Consider the following 22,997-nt stretch of genomic DNA (forward strand, 5'->3'; position numbering starts at 1 on the left):
AGTCCTCTTATCGTTTTTAATAATTCAAAATATTGAGAAAGGTTCTCGCGCGTTCTGTCTGTGGATGCTGAAAAAATGCTTCTGGCGAGCTTTGTTCAATGATCTTGCCCTTATCCATAAAAATAATGCGATCCGCCACTTTGCGGGCAAAGCCCATTTCATGGGTGACGATCAGCATGGTCATGCCTTCCTGTGCCAGTTTCAGCACCACGTCTAGGACTTCCCGTACCATTTCAGGGTCAAGCGCTGCGGTAATTTCATCCAGTAAAATCACTTTTGGTTGCATCACCAACGCACGGACAATCGCAATCCGCTGTTTCTGTCCACCGGATAAATTGGAGGGATAATCGTATTTACGATCGAGCAAACCTACCCGCTGCAACAATTGATCGGCCAATTGCTCCACTTCCGCACGTAGGCGTTTTTGCGCTTTTAACGGACCAAGCAAAATGTTATCAATCACATTCATATGCTTGAATAATTCATAGTTCTGGAACACCATGCCGATCTGCTGGCGCACGTTATCCCATGGCAAATCCTGCCCTAGCACACCCACATCTTTGAGATGGATCTCACCGTCTTGTATCGGTTCCAGCCCATTGATACAACGTAACAAGGTACTTTTTCCACAACCGGATGGCCCCAAAATCACCACCACTTCACCTTGTTGCACCTCTAGGTCAATGCCATGCAAAATATGACTTTGTTTATAAAACTTGTGTAAATGCTGTATCGATAACAAAGTCATGCGTTCTCCCACACTTTTTCTAAATGCGCTGCTAAAAGCGATAATGGATAACAAATCAGGAAATAAAGAATAAAGATGAAACCGTAAATCCACAGCGATGCGCTGGGTACCGTCAATAATGAATTTTCAATAATCTGCTGCCCCACTTTCAGGACTTCCACCATCCCGATCAGTACGGCTAATGAACTGGTTTTAATCATGCGGGTAAACAGATTTAATGCGCCAGGTGTTACCCGTTTTAAGCTTTGTGGGAAAATCACATAAACTAAGGCCTGTATATGATTGAGTCCTACTGCATAGGCAGAATCCCGTTGATGTTGATCAATCGAGGTGATCGAAGCGCGAACCAGATCGCCCATTTCCGCACTTCCCCATAGGGTAAATACAAAAATACAGACCCAAAACGATGACAACTGCCAGTTAAACCATGTCGCAAAACCAAAATAAAAAACGAATAAAAGGACGAGGATGGGTACAATCCGTATGATTTCCAGATAGAAACGGCACAGGATTTTAATCAGCATATTTTTTGAGGTCATGATCACCCCAAAAATTGTCCCGAAAATGGCAGATAAAAATACAGATAGAAAGGCGATTTCGATGGTTTGTAATAAGCCATACAGCAAACGTTCGATATGACTCGGTTGAAATAAATACTCAAGTCCCATGGCTCACCTTCCGACTGCGATATTCCAGATAACTCGTTAAAGCCGAAACAGGTAACAAAATGATCAGATAGGCCATGATTAATAGAAATAGCGCTTCTGTGGTTTTGTAATCCATGCCAATCAAATCTTTGGTCACAAACAGGAGTTCCACCACGGCAATCGCACTCAAGATCGAGCTTTCTTTAATCAGAAATAAGCAGTTCGCACCAATGGCAGGTATAGACAGCGACAGTGCCTGTGGAAATACCACATATTGAAAAACTTGCACGGCGTTGAGACCCACACTTCGAGCAGAATCAATTTGCCCTTGAGCAACTGACTGCAGGCCAGCACGAAAGGCTTCCGCCATATAGCTGCCACCTAAAAAAGTCAGACCAATTACGCCGCAGGTGAATCCATCGAGTTTGATGCCGATCTTAGGTAAACCGTAATAGAGAAAAAATAGCTGAATGAGCAAGGGCGTATTGCGGGAAACCTCAATATAGACTTTGACAATTTTGTTGAGTATTCGAACGTTATAGGTACTAATCACACTACAGATCAGCCCCAATAAAATAGATAACACAATACCAATGAAGGAGATTTTTAAGGTCATGAGTGTGGCCGCATAGAACTGCGGCAGTACACTCTGTATATACAGCCAATCCAAAGAAAACATCCGAATGAAAAATTGATTTTTTTGATAAATACGTTGTTGTTATTTATCTTTGGATGAGTCTATGCTGATTGAAATTTCACATGAAATATTATTATTTGCTAAGCTTTGCTGAAATTTGGATGATAGGTTTTATTTCCTCAATTTAGCTTATAAGAAATGCCGGACATTTCTCCGGCATTTACTAACTCAACCAGTAAATTAAAAACATAAATAGAACAAAAACATAAATAAACCACCTAGTACGATTGCTAGCCAAGATATTACTTTTGATAAAATTCTCTCTTGTTTTAAAAAAAATGGAGCCACCCATTTATCAACATCGATTTTTTGTAACCATGAGAGATACCTCGGAAAAGTTAGAGTAAATATAAGTGAACTAATCATCACACTAACAAAAGTTGGTCTTTTATAGAAATCAGAACCACTTATTTTAAAAAACAAGAACCAAAATATAATTTCCACTATGCAAAGTACAATACATAAATACACATTGAATTTAACTTTTGAATTAAACAAAAATAATGGTGTTAGTATCCAAAAAGGATATATAAAACCCAGCATCAGTCTAAAACCATATAGGTCATGCTCAATATCAAAAAAATAATATCGAAAAAATATTAAAAAATAATAAGCAACCAACAAAAAGTAAATTAAAACTCTAACTTTATCAAAACAAATATTATCTTTATTACGTATATACACTTGCTTCAATATACAAAAACCAAGCAAATATGCGAAATAAAAATATGTTATATACCAAATAAATTGAGCAATATCATCTAATTCAAGTCCAGAATAATTATACAATCCAACAGAAAGTCCTAAAAAAAAGCTAAACAGGACAAAGATTAGCCCAAAAGTTGAAAAACCTTTTAAAATAATAGCAAAAGGAGAATCTTTTTCATTTAAATCTGAGTTCATAATCGTTTTTATTCACCTCTTATTTTAGCCCATCTAAATAACTTTATTCTCTAAACTCAGTACAGGCTTGGTACACCCATTTCTATTTTCAATTTTTAGAATCAAAACCAAAGCTGTGTATAAGACTCTATTTTATCTTAAAATAAAGATGATATCTTTCATCCACCATAACAAGCGGTTCAATTGCCGTATCCCAAATTTTTGCACCTTGCCTTTGCGTTTCTGATAATTCATTTGAGCTTATTACTGTTCTAATAGCAAATACAATATCCATAAATTGCTGTGAAGATAGCCGATCAAATCTAATTTGCTCAACAAATAGCTCTTCTGTAATTTTTTCATAAAGCTTTGGATGGGTATCCTGAATTGATCTTTTGATTAAACTACGAAGATAGAAATCAGCAGTAGAATTACAATCAAATTCTGTCCATTGATAGCCAAAAGGTTGTTTTTCATTAAATCCAACTCTATAAAGCATCCCCATATCAGCAATCTCATCATTATATTTTGCCTATTGATCATAATCCAATTTTCAACCTAGTCGATCTTCTTTCTATCCATTACAATCAGTTCTTTTTTATTCAGCGCAGCATATTTTGAGTAATTCCTCTCCCCAATTAAAACGTGGGCTAAAAAACCGTCATATCCAATTGATTGCGATGGGTGGTGCGGTGGGTACGGGTCTGTTTTTAGGCTCAGCTCAGGCAATTCAGTCCGCAGGCCCTTCGATTATTTTGGGCTATGCCATTGTCGGTTTGATCGCATTTTTGATCATGCGACAAATGGGTGAAATGATTGTAGAAGAACCTGTAGCAGGTTCGTTCAGCTATTTCTCACAAAAATATTGGGGAAGCTTCGCTGGCTTCTTGTCGGGTTGGAATTACTGGGTGGTTTATATTTTAGTGGCAATGACTGAGCTGACAGCGATTGCCAAATATATCCATTATTGGTGGCCACATATCCCTGCATGGATCTCAACTTTATTTTTCTTCATTGTCGTCACTTGCTTAAATCTGGGCAATGTGAAGTTTTATGGCGAATCCGAATTCTGGTTGGCCATTATCAAAGTTGTTGCCGTTATTTCAATGATCCTGTTCGGTTTGTACCTATTACTGACCGCTGGAGCAGATTCGACTGCAAGTTTCACTAACTTATGGCAACACGGTGGCTTTTTTCCGCATGGCTTCTCAGGCTTGTTTTACATGCTAGCCTTTTTAATGTTTGCTTTTGGCGGCATTGAGTTGATTGGTATGACCGCTGCTGAAGCAGAAAATCCAGAAAAAAGTATTCCTCAAGCCGTCAATCAAGTGATTTTCAGAATTTTGGTGTTTTATGTAGCATCACTGGCGATCATCATGTCATTGATTCCTTGGAATCAACTTGATCTAGGTGGTTTGGATAAAAGCCCTTTCGTGATGATTTTCAGTCAATTAGGCATTGATTGGGCGGCGCATTTACTTAATTTTATTATTTTGACCGCAGCACTCTCGGTGTATAACAGCGGCATGTATGCCAATAGCCGTATGTTGTTTGGGTTGGCGGTACAAGGTAATGCGCCTAAGATTTTTGCTAAAGTCACTCAGCAAGGCGTACCAATGCCTGCTGTGATTTTTTCTTCTGTTCTTATTTTCGGTTGTGTCTTACTGAATTATTTTGTTCCAGAACAAGCGCTCAGCCATCTGATGTATATGGCTGTAGCAGCTTTGGTCTTAAACTGGGCGATCATTAGCTTTACCCATTTGAAATTTAAGCGTGCCATTCGATTAGAAGGCAAGACTGTAAAATTTCCAGCGTTATTCTCACCGTTTAGTAACTATCTGGTTCTCGCATTTATCGTCATGATTTTATATATCATGTGGACACAAGGCTTTAAAGAATCTGTGATACTGATTCCAGTCTGGATCATGTTTATGTTCGGATTATTTAAAGTTTTAAAATGGAATAAATCGCTTTAAAGCATAATCAGTCTTTCGCATCTACAGCACTCAACCATAAAACTGTAGATGCGTTATCCTCTATGCGAATCATAAATTTAGACATCATAGGCCTGATTTGTTATCAGCTTACTCAATTTGCTACTATAGCTCTGTCCCCTTCATTACGCTATCCAATGTCCGAACCTCAATTCTCTCTTAGTGATTATCTCTCAGCGGTACAGGAAATTATTCGCCTGTCTTTTGATGAGCCTGTCTGGGTCAAAGCTGAGATTCGGAATTTAAATATTAAAGGTGGGCATTACTATCTTGAACTGGCTGAAAAAGAACAAGATACCGATAAAGTCATCGCAAGCTGTAAAGCCACGATTTGGAAATTCACTGCGGCTAAAATGGTGCTCAAATTTGAGCGCGAAAGTGGTATAGAACTCTCAAAAGATTTAAATGTACTGATTAAAATCAAGGCTCGTTTTGATCCGCAATATGGCTTTTCGGTCAATATCGAGGACATCGACTCAAGCTTTACCTTGGGCGATATCGCAAAACGTTATCAGCAGATCTTAGCTAGATTAAGCAGTGAAGGATTGGTACATCTGAATAAACAACTACCAACACCCTTTGATATTGAACATGTGCTGGTGATTGCACCAGAGAATGCAGCAGGATTGGGCGATTTCAAAAAAGATGCGGATGCATTACACAAAGCAGATGTTTGTCATTTTGTTTATCACACCGCGACCTTTCAGGGAAATACAGCCGCGCATAGTATTATGGAGTCTTTAAGCTCAGGGCTACGCCAATGGGCAAAAGACTATACCTTACCACCAGATCTGATCGTGATCATTCGTGGTGGTGGCGCCGTCAATGACTTAGCTTATTTAAATGACTATGATCTGGCTGCCCTGCTGTGTAAACGTAAAGTCCCAATCTGGGTGGGAATTGGGCATGAAAAAGACCGAACTATTTTAGATGAAATCGCACATCGCTCCTTCGATACACCCAGTAAAGTGATTGCGGGGATTCGTAATGTGATTTCAGAACGCTCGCAAGATGTCATGGATCATCTACAAAGAATTCAACTGCTTTCTCAACATCAAATTACAGCCTATCAAAGCCACAATGATCAGTTGCTTAATCGCATCAAATCGCAGGCTGAAAATCAAATTAGTACCAGCCATCTACACTTGCAAGTGGCGAAATCAGCGCTGCAATATTTTGCCAAACAGCAACTTAAAACCGCTTCGACACACATTGAATCTTTAATGCGGGAAACATTATTGCAAAATCCTAAAAATGTTTTAGCAAAAGGTTATGGCATTGTCCGTTGTGAAAATAAAGCAGTTCGCTCAATCCATCAGGTGCATTCGACAATTTCCATTGAAATGCAAGATGGCTATATCCATGCTAATGTAAATGAGGTAATTCATCATGACTAAGAAAGAGTTAAGCTTTAAGGAAGGTTACGAACTATTAAAAAAGAATGCCGATCTACTTGAAACGCAAGAAGAGCCAGATATAGATAATCTGATGAAGATCGTTGAAGAGTCAATGACGGCCTACAAAGCATGTAAATCACGCGTGGATGCTGTACAACAAGCATTGAATAAGACCTTTAAAGAGAATTAATTTCTAGTGTAAAGAAGTCAGTTCTATAATGAATCCTAAGAAACGATGACCATGTCGCGATAAAATTATGCTGCACTGATCTCGGCATTTTATTTTAAATCTTGAACACTTTGATGAACGAAGAAGTGTTGTCGCAACCACACTAACAACACCTTCATACGCTCTTGATTTACGGTATAAACTTTATAGGTTTGCCATTGATTTGTACACGGAAATTACTGAGCCTTACGCTCTTTATTCACTAAATATTCAACGACTTGAACAACTTTATTATCTCCACCTTGGACAATATATTTACCATTTACCACAACTGCTGGGACACCCGTAAGTTGATATTTCTGCGCCAATTGGTTTGATTCTGCAATTTTTGCCGTAATCGGGAAAGAGTCAAAGGTACTATTAAATTTTGCCTCAGAAACACCATATTGAGTAAAAAACTTGGCAAAAGCTTCTTTTTGTAAAACCTTTTCCTTACCTGAAAAGTTGACATGGAATAATGGGAGATGGGTACGTTTACGTACTCCTAAAGCCTCACTCACATAATATGCACGAGCGCCTTGTTCCCACATTGGATTCATTGCAGCTGGCGTACGCAGAAAATAAACATCTTTAGGAATGGTCTTTAACCAAGACTGCATATGTGGTTCTAATTTAAAGCAATAAGAACATCCATACCAAAAGAATTCTCGCACTTCGATTGTATTGGCTGGTGCTGAGGTTTTTACTGGATTTTGAACCACGGTATAATCTTTACCGGCAATAAAATCTGCGGCCATACTTGGTGTTGAACATACTGCAACAATTGCAGCCGCACTGGTTAAAATAAACTTTTTCATTTAACTTATAGCTCTTACAGTCACTTCTAATCTAGTTAATATTTGCATTAAAATAAATATTTTAATCAGACATTAACCCCGACTTAATGATTACTCATTTAAAAAATCCCAAACACTCCGCAAAGTGAATGGGATGACGATATAAATATTTCACTGGAGGAACGTATATCGCTAAGTTATTATTTTTACCATACACTCAGCCTTAAAATAAATACCACATCACAAAAATACACATATTAACCTGTTTAATTAACCTTATTTTATATATGGACAAGTTGCTAGCATATCCGTTTCAGTATCAATAACTTTCGTTTTTATGTCGAGTAAACTTAACATGGTCGGAAATAAATTATCCTGACTCAATTCATTATTTTTTTGTGTCGACAAACATTTTATCTGCTCAGGGTTGGACTGTTTCCAACGTGTAGAGAACCACATGATCATCGGAATATGCGTTTGCTGTTGTGGTGCGATCATATAAGGTGCACCGTGTAAATACATACCACTTTCACCGGTGGACTCCCCATGATCAGACAAATACCATAAGCCAGTTTCATACTGTGTATTCTGTTTTAATGTTTCAACTAGCTGACTCAAGATATAATCGGTATATAACAAGGTATTGTCATAGGTATTTTGCAAAGCTTCACGACTACATCCTTGAATAGCATTGGTATCACATGTGGGCCTAAAGACTTTAAATTCGGCTGGGACTCGCTTGTAATACGCAGGGCCATGACTGCCTAATTGATGTAATACAAGCAAACGAGGTTGAGTATCCCCTGGCGGAATAGATTGTAGATAGGATTTCAGACTATCAATTAAGATCTCATCAAAACATTCTCCACCTTTACACCACTTTTTCTGAATTGGTTCTGCAATCTTAAACGTCTCTACCCGGTCACAAACGCCCTTACAACCAGAATTATTTTCAATCCAAGTGACCTGATAACCAGCGCGCTGTGCAATATCAAGTAAGCCCTCTCTACGAGTGGCTAAGCGCTCATCATAGGATTTACGTGGCATCCCTGAAAACATACATGGAACAGAAACAGCCGTTGCCGTTCCACACGAACTCACTTTAGAAAAGTTCAAGATATCCTGTTGAGCCATTTCTGGATTGGTGAGTTTGTTATATCCATTTAAAGAAAAGTTTTCCGCTCTGGCTGTTTCACCCACTACAAGTACCATCAGCTTAGGTAATGCATTTTCACGCTGCAAAAGCCTTGCATCTTCACCATAAATAATTAAGGGTTGGTTCTTTTTAGGTGCTTTCTTTTTGTAATATGAAACAAAAGAGGCAATCATATTTTGTGGTGAAATCATTCCTTTTAAGCTGCGATTTTCACGAAAAATAGCGGCAAAATCGACATAGAAAATAAACAACATAATGATGACGATGGATAAAGAAACAACTGCAGTTAGAATTTTTCTAGTAATTTGAAAAATAAAAGGCTTGGTTTCAAGTCTAATTTTAACCAGAGCAACAACAAAAATAGGGAGAATGATCATTCCCAATACCCAAACCAAAAGATACCAAGACCAAAGATCTCGTGCTTCTGTAAAGTTGGTTTGCATCATGTTCTGGATTTGATCAGAAGTAATCCATACACCAAGTGAAGTTACGGTATAGGATGCAAATCCGCCAATTAAGATCAGAAAAATCGCAATGGGTTTTGCTGACCAACGCCCGTTAAAAATCTGAAATATAAAATTATATGTAAAGATAACCACCAATATAGAAGCCATCAAAAACAGAAAACTTTTGACACCTGAATAAGGGGTGAGATCTTGAATTTTTATAAAGAACGAAAAGTTTAAAAATAGACCCAACCAGATGGCTAATATAAAATTAAACTTTAATAATGAAACATCCTTACAAAATATTTTTTTAAACCAAAGCATTTCCAAACTTCCAAAAAGACACCCCAGCCTTTAAAAAAATAAAACCCGAAATAAAAATTACATCACTCTAATTTCAAAAGTATATCTCAAATTTAATCTATATTTTAAATATGACAAAAATGTAATTTACACGTCATAATTTAAAAAATTAACTATAAAATATAAGAAGGAATAAAAAATTATACGCCGATTAATTTAAGCATGATGATGTAATGTGCACCGAGCTATATAAACAAAGTCAAAACAGCAAAAAAAACCACATCTGAGGATGTGGTAAAAGGTGTAGCGATGCTTATTCGGCTTTACTATGGCTTTAGAGTAAAACGTTTTGCTTAAATGAAGCTGAAATGAACGCATCATTCTTGGACATTTTGATCTTGAATATCATGTTATTCAGTCAGACCAAGCTTATCGCTCATAATGATTGGAAAGCATAAGTAAACAAAAAAAGCCCTTGTATTCACAAAGGCTGTCTGAATTTTGCTAAAACAATTAATGCTAAAAAACGCTTAGAACGCATTGTTAAATTTCAATCTGACTCCCCAGTTCCACTACACGATTGGTCGGGATTTGATAAAAATCACTGACTGGGCTGGTATTACGTTGCATTGAAATAAATAAATGCTCCCGCCAAGGCGCCATGCCATCCCCAACACTATGCATGATACGCTCACGTGAGATAAAGAAGCTAATCTGCATCAAATCGTATTCAAACTCTAGCTGCTCATAGGCTTGAGCCAATGCACGTGGTACATTCGGCTCATCTTTAAATCCATAGAAAATTTTAATCCGATAGAAATGATTATCTAAAGTTTCAACATCAATGCGTTCTTCTTGTGGGACATAAGGGACATCTTCTATCACCACCGTCACCAGAATATTGCGCTCATGTAACACTTTATTGTGCTTAATATTATGCAACATGGCATGTGGAACCACATTCGGCGTACCCGTGAGGAATACCGCATCCCCTGGTACACGATATACGCTATCACCAATACTTCTTAAAAATAAATCGAGTGACAATGTGTCATGTTCAAGCTTGGCAAAAGTGAGCTCTCGACCTCGCTTCCAAGTCATGAGTATGACCATTGCTACAGCGCCAATTAATAATGGTACCCAACCGCCTGAGAATATTTTTAAAGATGCAGCGGCAACCAAAACTGACTCTAGAATGAAAAATGGAATAATCAGTAGAAATACCTTCGGTAAGCTCCATTTCCAAGCATAGTAAATAAAGACCGCAACCAAAATCGTATCGCATAGCATGGTTAATGTAACCGCTAGACCATAAGCACTGGCAAGGTTTGAACTGGTCTGGAAGATTAAAATCAGAATTAAAATTGCGATCAGTAATAGCCAGTTTAGAAAAGGCACATAAATCTGCCCTTCTTCTGAATCAGAGGTATGTTTAATCCCTAGTCTTGGTAAATAACCCAATTGAATTGCTTGGCGTGCCAAGGAAAACACCCCAGAAATAACCGCTTGTGAAGCAATCACCGCCGCCATAGTCGCCAAGATAATCATCGGGTATAACGCCCAACTTGGCACTAATAAATAGAATGGGTTTTCAATCGCTGTTGGATTTCGCAGTAATAATGCACCTTGGCCTGCATAATTTAAAACTAAGCAAGGTAACACGACACTGAACCATCCAAACCGAATTGGACGTGGCCCAAAGTGCCCCATATCCGCATACAGCGCTTCCCCACCCGTGACCGTTAACACCACGGCCCCCATAATAAAGAAAGACTGAACCGGATGAGTAAAGATAAACTGTATTGCCCAATGTGGACTCACCATCCCCAGTACAACGGGTGTCTGTATCACACTGGCAATCCCTAAAATGCCAAGTGACAAAAACCAGACTAAGGTGATTGGTCCAAAAAACTTACCGACAAAGGCTGTGCCATGTTTCTGCATCAAAAACAGCGTGGTCACAATCACAATCGCAATGGGCACAATGAAGGGATCAAGCACATTGGTGGCAATCGATAAGCCTTCAACTGCAGAAAGAACGGATATGGCTGGGGTGATAATCCCATCTCCAAAGAATAAAGATGCCCCGATAAAACCAATTGCAATCAGATAGATTTTTTTTGTTTCTGATAATTTCGCTTTACGTAGGTTCAAGGCCAATAAAGCCATGATCCCACCTTCACCATTATTGTCTGCACGCATGACAATCGCAATGTATTTAATACTGATGATCAGCATTAAGCACCAGAAGATAATCGACAAAATACCTAATACATTTTCAGGTTGAATCCCCAAACCATGAGCCGCATGGAAGGATTCCTTTAATGCATATAGCGGACTAGTTCCGATATCTCCAAAGACCACCCCAAGCGCTGCCAACGCGGTGGCAGGCAATGCTGCTTTTTTTGTAGTATTTTGCATAATGAGCTTTCTTTAACTGTTATAGGGCAAAACTTTGGTCATTTATTTTCTTTAAGCATATGCTCTATTTCTCGTGAAGAATACCCTCTCTCTTTAAGAATCTGAACAATAATCTGCTGTATTTCTTTCGATGCACCGACATATTTTTCGACCAGCACATCTAAGCTATCCCCCATCAGTATGTCTTTTTTATTAAGAAGCAGGTTATGAACATGATTGTCTTGATCAGATGTATTAAAGAAACCCATTAACCTATCCATAAGAATGATTGCAAAGTATATTTTAATAAACTTAAAAAAATGGCCGCGTAAAATTTGCGTAAATTTTTAGGCTACGGTTCCTAAACTCAGAATGTTCCAGCTCTTCTAAAAACACCTTCGGAGATCTAGCTTTAAGAATAAATTTAAGTTCGGGTTACTTTGGCTCGATATTGTTCAAGTCAACATTGTAGATGCTTGTTATTTAATAGTTACACTTGTTCAATATCACCTAGAGTAAGGAAGATGGTCTTTCCCAATGTATGTGATTTTTAATGTGGAAGAAAAGCATAAAGAAAATGGCTTAAACTATATTGATGCAAAACAGAATCGAGTAGTTACTACACATGGTTTTTGTTCTACTTTCCGTGACTGGTCAGCAGACAGAACTGATTACCCTCGTGAGGTCTGCGAACATGTGCTTGCCCATAAACTACCTGATGAAGTCGAAGCTGTTAACTACGTGGAGCTTATCTAGAAAAACGTAAAGGGTTGATGGCTGATTGGGCTGAGTTTTGTGATGAAGAACTTCATCATTAAGGAGTAATTTTTATAAACAGAATAAACTCAGACTTTCACCTTTTAGGATGAAAGTCACTTATATCACTCTAAAATAAAGTAAATCCACACAAAATAATTTACAGACTCGGCTCCATCAAAATAACCAGTCTCTATAGCTGTTAGCATTCTCAAAATGCTTAAGCACGGCAGGGAAACCTTTTTGTTTAATTGGCATTTTATCGAGTCCACTATAAATGCCAATGATTTGCCCGTGATCATTTTTCTTAGTTTCAAAACTCAGAGAGGTCATAGGATCTTTCTCTAACTTCCGTAAATAACGTCTTATCTCTAAAGATCTCGGATCTCTTAATAAATCTTCTAACTTCTGAGGATACTCCTTGACTCCTCCTGGGGAGCTCTCATAATATTTATGAATTGCTTTACGATACATTAATCCAATTCGTAAAAGTTCTTGTTCTTTTTCTCTCTGTTTTAATGTTGCATAATTAATTGACCATTGCCCAAGACCTAATGATAAAAAAATAAGTGTAACTAACATCCACACATATACAGCCCCATATTGCGATCTAAACTGAGCAGTTTTTCTCTCTGCATTCTTATCATTTATGACTACCATTCAGCATATGACCTTTTATCACTTGCAATCTCTTGGCTTGTTGATTTCACATCATAAATTCCCTCTCCACCATTTTCTTTAATAATCGTCCATTCATATGTTTTCGTAATTGGATCTTCTGGGATATCTCTTAAATATCGTTTTTCAACTAACTTATGCAATTGATCTGGATATGTCCCTTGATCTGAGTAGTACTGATCAAGACTTCTCCTAATCACAGCTAAGTTTTGTTTTAATGCAATTTCTTTTCCTTCTTCAATTTTATTCAAATAGCGAGGAGTAATAATAGACAATAGTAAAGCAATTACAGAGAGAACAACCAAGAGCTCTACGATTGTGAAGCCTTTCTCTTTTAAATACGTTTTACCATTCATTGTAGGCAACCCCATTACTCCCCTTTTTAGTAGACAATGAATAAATATCGTATACATCCTCACCTTTTTGGGGGTTGTTAGCTTCGCTTAAAAACTCTCGTATTCCCCATGTTTGCTCAGGAGGGATATTTTTTTCTTCTGCAAATGGATCTACTGGTATTTTCCTGAGAAAACGATGGACTTTTTTTCCATTTTCAGCAGATATTCCAGTTAGAATTGACAAATTAGGTGGATACCCACTAGCCGTCTTATATTTTATTGGAATTTCATTCTGATCACTTGCAACTTTATATTTATCTATCGCACTTCGTATCTCAGTTAAAGCTTGCTTTAACTCTTTTTCTTTTGCATGGCGTGAAGCCAAATCTGAAATAGGAATCACAACAGATGCCAATAATGCTAACAAGACTAAGGACACTATTAATTCAATAAAAGTAAAGCCTCTCTGATTCTTTCTCATATCAGGCCCTTAAGGTTTTAGCTCAAACTCTTTAACCAAATGGTCCGACAACCTCTGATAACCACTCGCCCCATTAATTTTGATTTTCCCATTTTCTAGAATAAGTTCCTCTTTCTTGAGTTCAGCGTTACTCGAAACTTTAAATGTTAATAGTGCTAAAGGTCCATCATGCTTGGGGGTTGATGCAAAACTTAATCGCGTACCCTTAGCAATTTTTTCTTGATTCATTTGTAGAGTTGGCGCGATATTTACAGTTTTGACAAGCTCCCAATTATCTGGATGTAGCATATCTACACTCATTTCCTGAAATGCTGGCGTATTTTGAATTAAAGCCAAAGTAAATTCTTGGCCTTTGGTAATGATACTCGGGCCACTTAATTGAAATTGAGCACTCAATTGATTTCCAACAGAGGCTACTGGTGGATAATTAGATTTTAGATCCATCCCTTTATCTACAACTGGTTCATTCATATTAGTATGATTCATTTCTGTTTTTTGTTCTGTAGACGGTACTTCATTTACATCTGTACCCATTTTTTGTGGGTATGGAGAATAATTCGATTGATCACTTAATCTTAGTGGTCGAGTCGTTACTTGACTTCCAGTTCCTGAAATAAATTCTTGCACATGCGGAGCAGGTATAGCATAAGGACGTACTATTCTCGGTGTAACCAATAAAACTATTTCACTTTTATTCTTACTATCTGTTGTACTTGAAAATAGTCTACCTAATAAAGGAATTTTTCCTAAGCCTGGTAAATGATTAGCAGAGCTTTTAATATCATCCCGAATCAAGCCAGCTAGCATCTGAGTTTCCCCATCATGTAATTGCAAAGTTGTTGAGGCATTTCTTGTACCAATTTGATAGACCAAACCATTTTTAGTTGGAATTTCCTTTGCGATATTACTTACCTCTAACTTAATCGCAATTTGCACCTGTTTATCTTTATTAACCTCTGGCTTTACTTCCACCTTTAAGCCCACATCAAGATAATTAACTGACTCAGCGACAAAGTTTGAGGATTCTCCCATTGTTGTCGTAATAACGGGAACTTTATCTCCAATTAAAAAACTAGCTTCCTCTCGACTCTTTACTCGAATTCTAGGATTGGCCAATAAATTCGTTTTGTTACTTCTTTGTCTGAAATTAATAGTTGCTAGTGGATCAGCAACCTTTAAAACCAGACTATTGGTTGTCATATCTTTGATTTGGTTAATTGTATATTTACCAGCTTCTCCCAGACCATTTAATGCACTAACACCAATTTGTTTTGGAAAATCAACACCTAGCTCTAATAATGTATCTCGATTAACCTCCAAAACTTCAATATCAAGTATCACTTCAGACATTGGCAAGTCATATGCTTCTAATAGTTTTTCTATACTGTTAATAACTTTTTGATTATCTCGTACGATTAGCACTCTCAGTTTATCATCAAAAAACATAGATTTAGGCTCATAAAGTTTCGTGACCACTTCTTGTGCCTTTTGAGCATCTACATTCCCTAAATAGAAAGATCGTGTAATCAACTCATCATAAATTTTTTTCTTGTCAGGTGTATCTTGATAAATTAAAAAAGTATTTGCATTCAGCATTTTGTAACCAAAACCTGATGTATTAAGAATCATATCTAATGCTTCTTGAACAGTTGTTTCCTTCGCATAGATTGTTGTTGTTTGATCAAGTTTCGTATCCTTATCAAGAATAAAATTAATGCCTGAATATTGAGACAATGATTCGATTACAGATTGGACAGAAGCATTTCTAAACTCTAAAGAGACTCTTTGATTTAATCTTTCGTTTATTAATGGTGGATTAAGGGTTCTACGATTTAGTTCTTTTTCTATCTCGAATTTTAAACTAAGAGCATCCTGCCAATCTGGTGCGGTTTGTAACACTTCTTTTAAAATAGTCTGAGCTGTACTTAGGTTACCTTTTTCATAACTCTCTTTTGCTAAATCATAAAGGGGCTTAACTTGGTCAAATTGCTTAATTTTAAAAATATTTTCTTGTGCAACTCTATTATAAGAATCAATTTCCAAAATCTGTTCATACAACTCCAATGCCTGCTTGAAATCAGATCTCGCTTTGGCCTGCTCTGCTGCAGCAACTCTTTGATTTACCAATTGTTGCTGTTCAAAAACATAATCCATTTTATGGCTAACAGGCTTATTTTCAGCCTTTTTATGTAATTTATTTAATTCCTTCAACTGTTTTTCATGTTGAGAAAGTTCTGGCATTGCCGTACAAGCAGTAAGTATGAACATACTTAAAGCTAAAACAGATAATTTTGTTGAAAAAATATGAGAAACATTATTTATCATGATTTAGCTACACGTAATATTTGTTGAGTTGGTAAATGGATTAAACGAACTTCATCATCATTAATATTTATGATTTTCCATGTTTGTCCATAAATGTGGTGTGGTCTCATCACTACACTTGAATCATCTATAATTAAAAAAACCTGCACGCCAGAAGAGTCAAGTACCTGCCCAAGGTATTTAATTCTAGAGGTTTCCCCCCCTGATTTTGATGGTTCATAAGGTACAGCTTCTGGTTGTCTTATGACCTCTAAAACTTTCCTGTTTACAATCGGAACGGGTTTAACTTCCTTTTTTATAATTGGAACCATTTGCTTTTTTTCAGGTTGATTAACTGGCAAATCCCATGCAAGATAATTTGGTTTTGTACTGATCGCTAATGAATGCCAACCTTGTTCATCTAAGCCTACGAGGTTGTTAGTCGCCAAGTCCATCTCAATAGGTTCTAATTTTTCAGTTGGTGGTAAAATGAGTGACCACCCTCCAAATATAAAAACCAAAGAAATTAGCACACCGAGTCGGCGTTGTTTGGGTGGGAGATACTTAAGGATTTTCATTTTTTCCAACCTCAAGCACTGACATCGTTAAACCTAGCTCATTTGTAACGACATCTCTTTGAAAGTCAAAAGACTCTATAAGCACCTGCTCTGAAAAAACATGTTTAAATGTTTCCAAAAACTCTCTTACTTTTAGCCAACTTCCTTTTACAACGAATTGATATTCATGTTTAGTGGAGCCTGTTATTTTTCTAAAATCATCAAGTGTAATACCATGCTGCTCAGTCAAACCCAATAAGACTGCATAGTTAAAGCCTTCACGTTGTTGATTGATGTTTTTTATACTTTTGACAGTAGCAGGTCGATGAATTTGTACAATGTCTGCCAACTTCTTATTTTCAGACTTTAGAAATTGTATTTTGTTTTTATAGACAGGAATAATCCACAACCAAACTCCGAATAACCAGATAGTCAAACTAGTAACAACTAAATGATATATCGTGATTTCAGTCCAACTTTTCTGAATAATCCATTTTAGTTTTTGAGTTATGGCATCCATTATAAACCCTGCCTTAAGTCAAAACGTACTTGCTGTTCACTATCCTTTTGAACCTGGCTAATTTGTAATTTCACACCTTGTGTATCTACCAGTCTAATAAATTCATCTATTTCTAATGGTTTTGAAGTTACACCCTCAATCTGCAATGGTGAGTTCTTAGAAATTTTCATACGATCAAAAAATAGATGCGGTGGCTTTGCCGTCATTATTCGATCAAATAGATCTATACTGAGTGATTCAGCTATTGGTACTTTTCTTGCCGTATTTTGAGTCTGAAGATATTCATCATAACTTTTATTTAATTTTTCAAACTCTGCTAACTGCTGTTTATGCTCGACAATCAAAGTTCTTACTAAATAAGTACTTAAAACCGCTAAAGTAAATACAACACTGACAATAATCAGCCTACTACTATCGAAAGTACTTTGCTTTTTAAATATAAGAGAAATCTTTGCCATCAGGATAAAGCCCTCATCAAATTCAGGGCTTGTGACTTATCTAAATGACTTTCTTTTAGAAAATTAAATATTTTGTTTGATAAAAAATTGACATTTTTATTAAGTGCTGTTTGTTCTAAGTCAGAACATTTTAAATTATTTAAATCGAGGTAATAATCAAAATTAAGGGAACCCATTAAATAGGCTGGAAAAGTATCTATCTCTTGTATTACACCATGATCATGATGAATAAGAAAAACCAACTGATCTTCAATAATTAAAAACTGGTTTCCTATCATATCCTTTTGATAATAATTCCAAACCGCTAAGATCGAAGGTAAAAGGCTTTTAACACTGATACCAGGTTTTAATTTCATTAAGCCCTGATATGTTTCACGAGGAAATGCCACAACTAAACAAGGATGATTCGACTTTAACTGATCATGAGCGATTACAAACTGACTACTATCAAAATCGACATATTTTTGTTGTAAACGCTGCTGAATTAAAAAATTCAAAACATCAGGTTCAGGATAATGATTTAGGCCTGGCAAGACAACGTATCGACACAAATTACTTTCAATAACAATATCTAGACTGGAATTTTTTTTGTCATTTTTTTCAATAAATTCAAAATAATTGGAGACACTTTCAGTTAATGCTTCAAACTTGTTGGTCGACTTGTGCTTTTGTAGCCCCCAAACACCGATCTGCATAGATGTTAAATAAATGGTCTTATCTTTCAACAAAGGTAACACGATTAATTTCCTGTAATGTAGATTGACCACTAGCAACGACCGCAAGTGCTTGTTGCCTTAAAAACTTCATTCCTTGTTCAGCGAGTCTCTTTCGTATTTGGCTCATTGGTGCGTTATGAATCATTAACTCTCTTAACTCATCATCCATAATCAGAACTTCTGCAATTGCCTGTCGTCCTTTATAACCAGTTCCTTGACAATGCTCACAACCTTGCCCTTGATAAAACTGATAATTTTCAGCATCTTCTAATAAAATGCCAGAATATTGAATCGTTTCAGCATCAACTTTAACTGGCTTTTTACATTGCGGGCAGTTCAAACGTATAAGCCGTTGCGCAATAATACCGTTTAAGCTACTCACAAACCCAAAAAGATCAATTTCCATATGGCGAAACCGCCCAATCACGTCTAAAGCATGATTGGCATGTACAGAAGTATAAACAAGGTGGCCAGTGAGAGCTGCTTGTACCGCAATTGCCGCAGTTTCATGGTCACGGATTTCCCCCACTAATATTTTATCAGGGTCATGACGCAAAATAGAACGTAGTCCTCTTGCAAATGTGAGTCCCTTTTTCTCATTCACTGGAATTTGGAGTGTGCCCTTAATTTGATATTCAACAGGATCTTCAATCGTAATGATCTTCTGTTGTCCATCATGTTGCTCATGCAATAAGGCATACAAGGTGGTTGTTTTACCTGAACCTGTAGGCCCAGTTACAAGCATCATGCCGTAAGGCTGTTTAGATAAATTGCGAATATCAACCATCGTTTGGGCATCAAACCCTAACAGCTCCAAAGTTAATGGCTTATCATCTTGTGTCAATGCTTGTTTATCTAATATACGTAATACTGCATCTTCACCATGCAAACCGGGCATAATAGAAATACGAAGGTCAATATCATACTCATCTAAGTGAACAGTTAATCGGCCATCTTGCGGAATACGTCGTTCAGCTATGTCTAACTCTGCCAATACTTTTAGACGTGAAATGACATGCTCTGCGGGTACATTGATAACTGCTGCTTTATTTTCAACAAGTACACCATCTACACGATTTTTAATGACCAAACCATCAATCGTGTTTTCAAAATGAATATCACTTGCACCATGCTGATAGGCCTTTAACAAAATTGAATCGACCAACTGAATCACAAGGCTATCACTATCAGTTTTTTTTGTAATATTTTTATGGCTTCCCGCTTGAATCAAAGCTGCACTTTCAATTCCTACGTATTTAGCAATCAAGATCGTAAAAGAAGCCTGTGCATCTGCTTGTATCTGACCAATTTGAAAAGACTCTCTAATGGTATAACTCAACCATGTTAAATCTTTTACTGTCACTTCTCTTGCAAAAATGACCCATAGTTGCTCATTGAACAATGCCGATATGCATTGCTGTTGCTGCGCGATATTTGCCTGTATATGTGTATCAAGTTGGAGTTGCAAACATTCTTTTTCACTAAACCAATGCTGAACTAGATTCATGATTGCAACCCACTCGCCATTTCAAAGATCGGCATGTACAGCAATACTACGATCATTCCTATAAAAAGCCCAATTGCCAGCATCAATACAGGTTCTAATAAACGTGAAAAGCGCTCAATAAACTGACTTAAATCTAAATCATGAAAGTCAGCAGACTGTCTTAACATAGCGGAGATTTCACCGTTTTGATCACCTGCTGCTAATAAACGCGCTGAAACAGATGTTCTTAAGCCCGCTTGATAAAGTGAATCACTCAAACTGTTTCCTTGAAGTACCAAATCTTTTGCTCGAAGTAGTTGTTGTTGCTGAACTGGAGATAAAATAGAGGCCAACATATCAAATGACTGTATCACCGAAGCACCTGCGTCCAGTAAAAGTGCTAACCCTCTAAAAAAACGAGATAAAAATACCACTTCCAGTCGTTTTCTCAATGGAGAAAATCCCGACAGTAATTGCATAAGTGTATTTTCAATGCCTTGTAAAATTACTTTACGGACCAGCCAAATAAAACCAACTACCATTATACCAATCACATACCAACGATAATCCCCCAACCAGACGCCGAGCTCTAACATCAACTTTGAGGCTAAAGGTAAATCCATATCTACCCCATCATAAATCGCACCAAATCTTGGGACTAAATACATCAACAAGAAAAGCGTAACCATGAGTGCCATCCCGACAAGCAGAATGGGATACATTGAGGCATTATAGATTTTAGACTTTAGTGAGGAGATTTGTTCGTCATAACGAATATAGCTATTAAGCGCTTGAATTAACGTACCATTACGTTCACTTGCAGCGACTGTTGCAATTAACAAAGGCGGAAAAAAATTTTCTCCACACATTAACATTGCTTGCGAAAGTGATACACCCTGATTCAGAGCATCACGTATTTTGAAAATAGGAGAATTAGGATTTGATTCTGAATGGTGACTCAGTAATACATCCAGTCCTTCTGTAATGGATAAACCAGAATGGAGTAAGGTTTTTAATTCATGTACAAAGATAACAACATTAAAGCTCGGACCTTTTTTAAAGTTAAAAACATTTTTTTGTTGATATAAGTCAATAATAAAAACTTTCTGACTCAACAAATTCGCACGAACAAGATCAAGACTTTCTCCTTCAATTGTTCGTTCAATTTGTTGTCCTTCAGCATTTACAATGCGCGCATAAAATGTTGGCATTAATTTTTACCAGTTTCCTATATCAGCAGCATCACCTGTTCCACCTTGGGCTTTGTCTTTACCAAATGAATATACATCATACTCCGTTGGATTTTGCTGCCCTGGCGATTGGTATTGATATGGCATTCCCCAAGGATCAGCTGGTATTTTTTTGATATAAGGTCCATTCCAGCGAGTTGCACCAGCAGGCGCAAGTAACAAGGCATTTAAGCCACTACTGGTATCTGGGAATGAACCATTATCGATTCGATATTGATCGATTGCCTTAGTCAAAGCATCAATTTGTGATTTAGCTGTCGTCTTTTCGGACTTCTCCAAATTCTTAAATAAATTTGGTCCGATAATACCAGCTAATAAACCAATAATGACTAAAACAATCATGAGCTCTAAAAGGGTAAAGCCTTGTATAGCTCTATGCTTCTTACTTAGTATCATATTCACAATATCACTTCATTCGCTTGTAACCATATTTTTTAAATTCATTTATTAATTTCCGATATGTTTTAAAGCAGCTTCGCGAACAAACATTACTGGATCATTAGCAAGTCTTCTAAGAATATTTACTGGCACCTTTTTATTATAGGCTATTCTCTCACGAACTACCTCACTCTTATCCTGAGACAATAATTCAAATAGCTCTGGACTAAGCTTCCTCTTACTAGCGACTGTTGCCCGAACAGATTCATTTGTATCTCGTGCTAGAATTTCTAATATATTTAATGGCACAGTTCGATTGTGCGCAACCCACTCTCTCATTTCGGGAAATCTAGAAATAACATCCATCCAAACAATATTAGTAGCATCGTCATGGGCTGCACGTATATATTCATCACGTGATTCACTTGTTCGTAGTAAAACAAATTCTTCTGCTGAACTAATCATTTAAAAATTACCACCGTTTAAGTCTTTCCAAGGAATAACCCTTCCTGTTTCTCCTTCATGCATTTCCAATACAACCAGTAGGGCATTCAAGCCACTACTGGTATCTGGGAATGAACCATTATCAATTCGATATTGATCGATTGCCTTGGTCAAAGCATCAATTTGTGACTTAGCTGTGGTTTTCTCAGACTTTTCCAAATTCTTAAATAAATTGGGTCCAATAATACCCGCTAGCAAACCAATAATGACTAAAACAATCATGAGCTCTAAAAGGGTAAAGCCTTTTGATTTAGTATTTTTCTCAAAAAGAATTAGTCTTATAGGTGCTAATAGAGGTTAAATTAGTATTAATCTTTCTCAATTTTAGTTCCAGATCCTAAATCACTTTTATTTAAACACCCAACTAAAATTTGATTTAATTAGGTATTATTTAACCACCATCCGACTTAGAATATTTACCTTTCCATAGTACTGATCCATTCTAGAGATTGCCCCAATGAGTTCTCCACAGCTATACTCACAATACCAATATATTTTTTTGGAATAAATGAAATAAGACTATTATTTTGGATACCTAGCCAAAGTTCAGGTGCAGGTACATCACACTCATCAAACAAGCCATCTGTTAATTGCTCAACAATTCCATCATACATAGTTGCAGAAGGATTAAATTTTAAAAACTTACCATCAATTTTTTCGCTCTTCAGGTTATATTGTAGTTCATAAACCTTCCTTTTCCGATCATTCAATACGTACTCTACTTCTTGAATAAATTTTTTGAGATATATTTTCTTGGTTTCAGGACTATGGAAAAATTCAAAAAGAAACCCCTTATAGGAATAATTCCACACTTTATTGCAATCTGATATATCTGAAAATAAAAAATTAACTATCTTGATTTCTTCAGAATATGTTTCATTTAGTTGATCTAAAAACAT

26 protein-coding genes and 1 pseudogene are annotated in these 22,997 nt (G+C 36.8%); 4 read left to right on the forward strand and 23 right to left on the reverse strand.

The features are described from left to right. Nucleotides 1–16: 16 nt before the first annotated feature. The 5 genes from NG55_RS07755 to NG55_RS07775 form a co-directional block, all read right to left on the reverse strand. Nucleotides 17–748: an amino acid ABC transporter ATP-binding protein gene (locus NG55_RS07755; protein WP_016541003.1), complete on the reverse strand. Its 732-nt coding sequence runs from the start codon at nt 746–748 to the stop codon at nt 17–19. Next, nucleotides 745–1,416 (reverse strand): amino acid ABC transporter permease, encoded by a 672-nt coding sequence (locus NG55_RS07760; protein ID WP_065342919.1) that lies wholly within the window; start codon nt 1,414–1,416, stop codon nt 745–747. Before NG55_RS07760 ends, NG55_RS07755 begins: the two co-directional genes overlap by 4 nt. Next, entirely contained in the window at nt 1,406–2,065 is a 660-nt protein-coding gene (locus NG55_RS07765) for an amino acid ABC transporter permease (RefSeq protein ID WP_065343062.1), read from the reverse strand. Before NG55_RS07765 ends, NG55_RS07760 begins: the two co-directional genes overlap by 11 nt. 207 nt (nt 2,066–2,272) lie before the next feature. Continuing rightward, nucleotides 2,273–2,995, reverse strand: a complete 723-nt coding sequence (locus NG55_RS07770; protein WP_065342920.1) for a hypothetical protein — start codon at nt 2,993–2,995, stop codon at nt 2,273–2,275. Nucleotides 2,996–3,122: 127 nt separating this feature from the next. Continuing rightward, on the reverse strand, nt 3,123–3,479 hold the full coding sequence (locus tag NG55_RS07775) for a hypothetical protein (protein ID WP_065342921.1): 357 nt from the start codon (nt 3,477–3,479) through the stop codon (nt 3,123–3,125). Nucleotides 3,480–3,591: 112 nt separating this feature from the next. Between NG55_RS07775 and NG55_RS07780 the strand changes: the two genes are divergently transcribed. The 3 genes from NG55_RS07780 to xseB all read left to right on the forward strand — a co-directional run bounded on the left by NG55_RS07780 (nt 3,592) and on the right by xseB (nt 6,555). After that, entirely contained in the window at nt 3,592–4,950 is a 1,359-nt protein-coding gene (locus NG55_RS07780) for an amino acid permease (RefSeq protein ID WP_016542000.1), read from the forward strand. A gap of 155 nt (nt 4,951–5,105) precedes the next feature. Continuing rightward, entirely contained in the window at nt 5,106–6,365 is a 1,260-nt protein-coding gene (xseA, locus tag NG55_RS07785; protein WP_032865602.1) for an exodeoxyribonuclease VII large subunit, read from the forward strand. Next, the gene (xseB, locus tag NG55_RS07790) at nt 6,358–6,555 is read left to right on the forward strand and encodes an exodeoxyribonuclease VII small subunit (protein ID WP_065342922.1); all 198 of its coding nucleotides are present in this window, start codon (nt 6,358–6,360) and stop codon (nt 6,553–6,555) included. Before xseA ends, xseB begins: the two co-directional genes overlap by 8 nt. A 215-nt stretch (nt 6,556–6,770) precedes the next feature. Here the strand turns inward: xseB and NG55_RS07795 are convergent, their stop codons facing one another. The 4 genes from NG55_RS07795 to NG55_RS07810 form a co-directional block, all read right to left on the reverse strand. After that, nucleotides 6,771–7,391, reverse strand: a complete 621-nt coding sequence (locus tag NG55_RS07795; RefSeq protein ID WP_065342923.1) for a thiol:disulfide interchange protein DsbA/DsbL — start codon at nt 7,389–7,391, stop codon at nt 6,771–6,773. 255 nt (nt 7,392–7,646) lie between these two features. After that, complete coding sequence (locus tag NG55_RS07800; protein ID WP_065342924.1) at nt 7,647–9,296, reverse strand: phosphoethanolamine transferase; 1,650 nt, start codon at nt 9,294–9,296, stop codon at nt 7,647–7,649. A gap of 522 nt (nt 9,297–9,818) precedes the next feature. Then, the gene (locus tag NG55_RS07805) at nt 9,819–11,696 is read right to left on the reverse strand and encodes a potassium transporter Kup (protein ID WP_065342925.1); all 1,878 of its coding nucleotides are present in this window, start codon (nt 11,694–11,696) and stop codon (nt 9,819–9,821) included. A gap of 38 nt (nt 11,697–11,734) precedes the next feature. Next, on the reverse strand, nt 11,735–11,944 hold the full coding sequence (locus tag NG55_RS07810) for a hypothetical protein (protein ID WP_016541994.1): 210 nt from the start codon (nt 11,942–11,944) through the stop codon (nt 11,735–11,737). Nucleotides 11,945–12,233: 289 nt separating this feature from the next. Here NG55_RS07810 and NG55_RS07815 point away from each other — a divergent pair. Then, nucleotides 12,234–12,493, forward strand: a pseudogene (locus NG55_RS07815) (integrase); the annotation flags it as partial. A gap of 115 nt (nt 12,494–12,608) precedes the next feature. Here the strand turns inward: NG55_RS07815 and NG55_RS07820 are convergent. The 14 genes from NG55_RS07820 to NG55_RS07885 all read right to left on the reverse strand — a co-directional run bounded on the left by NG55_RS07820 (nt 12,609) and on the right by NG55_RS07885 (nt 22,997). Continuing rightward, nucleotides 12,609–13,091, reverse strand: a complete 483-nt coding sequence (locus NG55_RS07820; RefSeq protein WP_065342926.1) for a hypothetical protein — start codon at nt 13,089–13,091, stop codon at nt 12,609–12,611. After that, nucleotides 13,085–13,465: a type II secretion system protein gene (locus NG55_RS07825; protein WP_065342927.1), complete on the reverse strand. Its 381-nt coding sequence runs from the start codon at nt 13,463–13,465 to the stop codon at nt 13,085–13,087. The genes NG55_RS07820 and NG55_RS07825 overlap by 7 nt, the downstream gene beginning before the upstream one ends. Then, the gene (locus NG55_RS07830) at nt 13,455–13,925 is read right to left on the reverse strand and encodes a type II secretion system protein (protein WP_065342928.1); all 471 of its coding nucleotides are present in this window, start codon (nt 13,923–13,925) and stop codon (nt 13,455–13,457) included. Before NG55_RS07830 ends, NG55_RS07825 begins: the two co-directional genes overlap by 11 nt. A 9-nt stretch (nt 13,926–13,934) precedes the next feature. Continuing rightward, nucleotides 13,935–16,250 carry a secretin and TonB N-terminal domain-containing protein gene (locus tag NG55_RS07835; RefSeq protein ID WP_065342929.1) on the reverse strand — a complete coding sequence of 772 codons (2,316 nt, stop codon included), beginning with the start codon at nt 16,248–16,250 and terminating at the stop codon, nt 13,935–13,937. Further along, nucleotides 16,247–16,807 (reverse strand): hypothetical protein, encoded by a 561-nt coding sequence (locus tag NG55_RS07840; RefSeq protein ID WP_065342930.1) that lies wholly within the window; start codon nt 16,805–16,807, stop codon nt 16,247–16,249. Before NG55_RS07840 ends, NG55_RS07835 begins: the two co-directional genes overlap by 4 nt. Then, nucleotides 16,794–17,306 (reverse strand): hypothetical protein, encoded by a 513-nt coding sequence (locus NG55_RS07845; RefSeq protein WP_065342931.1) that lies wholly within the window; start codon nt 17,304–17,306, stop codon nt 16,794–16,796. Before NG55_RS07845 ends, NG55_RS07840 begins: the two co-directional genes overlap by 14 nt. Continuing rightward, nucleotides 17,306–17,764 carry a hypothetical protein gene (locus NG55_RS07850; protein ID WP_065342932.1) on the reverse strand — a complete coding sequence of 153 codons (459 nt, stop codon included), beginning with the start codon at nt 17,762–17,764 and terminating at the stop codon, nt 17,306–17,308. Before NG55_RS07850 ends, NG55_RS07845 begins: the two co-directional genes overlap by 1 nt. Continuing rightward, on the reverse strand, nt 17,764–18,501 hold the full coding sequence (locus NG55_RS07855) for a hypothetical protein (RefSeq protein ID WP_065342933.1): 738 nt from the start codon (nt 18,499–18,501) through the stop codon (nt 17,764–17,766). Before NG55_RS07855 ends, NG55_RS07850 begins: the two co-directional genes overlap by 1 nt. Continuing rightward, nucleotides 18,479–19,987 carry a GspE/PulE family protein gene (locus NG55_RS07860; RefSeq protein WP_065342934.1) on the reverse strand — a complete coding sequence of 503 codons (1,509 nt, stop codon included), beginning with the start codon at nt 19,985–19,987 and terminating at the stop codon, nt 18,479–18,481. The genes NG55_RS07855 and NG55_RS07860 overlap by 23 nt, the downstream gene beginning before the upstream one ends. Further along, on the reverse strand, nt 19,984–21,177 hold the full coding sequence (locus NG55_RS07865; RefSeq protein WP_065342935.1) for a type II secretion system F family protein: 1,194 nt from the start codon (nt 21,175–21,177) through the stop codon (nt 19,984–19,986). Before NG55_RS07865 ends, NG55_RS07860 begins: the two co-directional genes overlap by 4 nt. A gap of 6 nt (nt 21,178–21,183) precedes the next feature. Beyond that, nucleotides 21,184–21,612 carry a type II secretion system major pseudopilin GspG gene (gene gspG / locus NG55_RS07870; RefSeq protein WP_065342936.1) on the reverse strand — a complete coding sequence of 143 codons (429 nt, stop codon included), beginning with the start codon at nt 21,610–21,612 and terminating at the stop codon, nt 21,184–21,186. 51 nt (nt 21,613–21,663) lie between these two features. Next, the gene (locus NG55_RS07875; RefSeq protein WP_065342937.1) at nt 21,664–22,059 is read right to left on the reverse strand and encodes a hypothetical protein; all 396 of its coding nucleotides are present in this window, start codon (nt 22,057–22,059) and stop codon (nt 21,664–21,666) included. Beyond that, entirely contained in the window at nt 22,060–22,380 is a 321-nt protein-coding gene (locus NG55_RS07880; protein ID WP_323807371.1) for a type II secretion system protein GspG, read from the reverse strand. A gap of 134 nt (nt 22,381–22,514) precedes the next feature. Next, entirely contained in the window at nt 22,515–22,997 is a 483-nt protein-coding gene (locus NG55_RS07885; protein ID WP_065342938.1) for a hypothetical protein, read from the reverse strand.

Origin of the sequence: Acinetobacter gyllenbergii (assembly GCF_001682515.1) — a bacterium.
GTDB lineage: Bacteria > Pseudomonadota > Gammaproteobacteria > Pseudomonadales > Moraxellaceae > Acinetobacter > Acinetobacter gyllenbergii.